Origin of the sequence: Chryseobacterium sp. MYb7, from assembly GCF_002979455.1 — a bacterium.
Taxonomy (GTDB): Bacteria; Bacteroidota; Bacteroidia; order Flavobacteriales; family Weeksellaceae; genus Chryseobacterium.
Genome location: NZ_PCOU01000067.1, coordinates 1 through 1,136 on the forward strand (window position 1 = coordinate 1; position 1,136 = coordinate 1,136).

Annotated in this window: 2 protein-coding genes; one reads left to right on the forward strand and one right to left on the reverse strand. The window is 33.3% G+C overall.

Going from position 1 to position 1,136, the window contains the following annotated elements; all coding sequences use genetic code 11:
• On the reverse strand, positions 1 to 455 hold a 455-nt coding region (locus CQ046_RS23365; protein WP_228407034.1), incomplete at its 3' end, for a CHC2 zinc finger domain-containing protein.
• 156 nt (positions 456 to 611) lie between these two features.
• Here CQ046_RS23365 and CQ046_RS23370 point away from each other — a divergent pair.
• The gene (locus CQ046_RS23370; protein ID WP_105704563.1) at positions 612 to 947 is read left to right on the forward strand and encodes a helix-turn-helix domain-containing protein; all 336 of its coding nucleotides are present in this window, start codon (positions 612 to 614) and stop codon (positions 945 to 947) included.
• Positions 948 to 1,136 lie beyond the last annotated feature (189 nt).

The following is a 1,136-nucleotide window of genomic DNA, read 5'->3' on the forward strand; positions in this document are numbered from 1 at the left end:
AGCTGTCCGCTGTTAAAGCCTATTTCTAAATCTTCTACCTGTAACGCTCTGCTTTTTACATAGTCTTTTGCAGGAACACAATTAAAGATTCCTTTTCTAAAGCTTAAATATACTTTCTCTAAAAATTGTATTCTTTCCTGTTCGTTCATGAGTACAGAGTTTGTTTTTTGGGGAGTTGAGATTTCGGAACGGATTAAACTCTGTGCTTTCTTTATCGCTTCGTGCTTGGAGAGGACTGAGCCTGTCGAAGTCTCGTAATCTTCTATAAACTGGATTACATCGCCCGTTTTTCCGCATGCATGACATTTGTAAAAGTTCTTTTCTACATTCACCTGCAGACTTGCTGTTTTATCATCATGCATAAAACATTTAAGCATCGAGTTTTTTGGCTCAAGATTGTAATACTGCAGGACTTCGGATAAACTTAAACGTTCTTTGATTTCTGTAATCTCCATAAAAAGAAAAATTTTTGAAAAAAGTTTTTCACTACATATTTGTAGCAAATGTAACATATCTATTTTAATCAACCAAACTTTATTTGTTCTTGTTGCTACAAATATGTTACGTACATTTGTTCAAATCCTTTATTAACTGTTGTTTTTAATACATTTATGAAGTCTATAACCTTTGGTAAGCGTCTTACAGAAGTAAGAAAAGATAAAAAGATGTCGCAGGACGAAGTGGGCAAACTTGTGGGGGTTCACGGTGCTGTCATCGGTAGATATGAACGTGAGGAAGTAAAACCATCTATTGAGATGGCCACGCAGTTGGCAGAAGCCTTGGAAGTATCTCTGGATTATCTCGTAGGATCTACGGATATTCTACTGGATAAAAATATTGTCGCTAAAATTTTAGATATACAAAAGCTAAAAGAGAACGATAGACAGCATGTCTTCGCTCTCCTTGATGCGTTCCTTAAACAAACTAAATTGCAATCTATAATGTAAAAAAACTCCCACCAATCGGTGAGAGTTGCTTTTATACTTCTATAAACTTTGAACGGATTGTTTTATGAAAAAAAATCCCTAATAAAATTATACTGATAATAATATTATAAATTCCTAAAATTTTATTAGAAGAAGCGTACAAATATGTATAAATATAATATTCCACGATGAAAAACAATATTATACATA

Bases quoted from the DNA above. Each gene is read 5' to 3' on its own strand.
- CQ046_RS23370 (WP_105704563.1), top strand. From the start codon at position 612: ATGAAGTCTATAACCTTTGGTAAGCGTCTTACAGAAGTAAGAAAAGAT.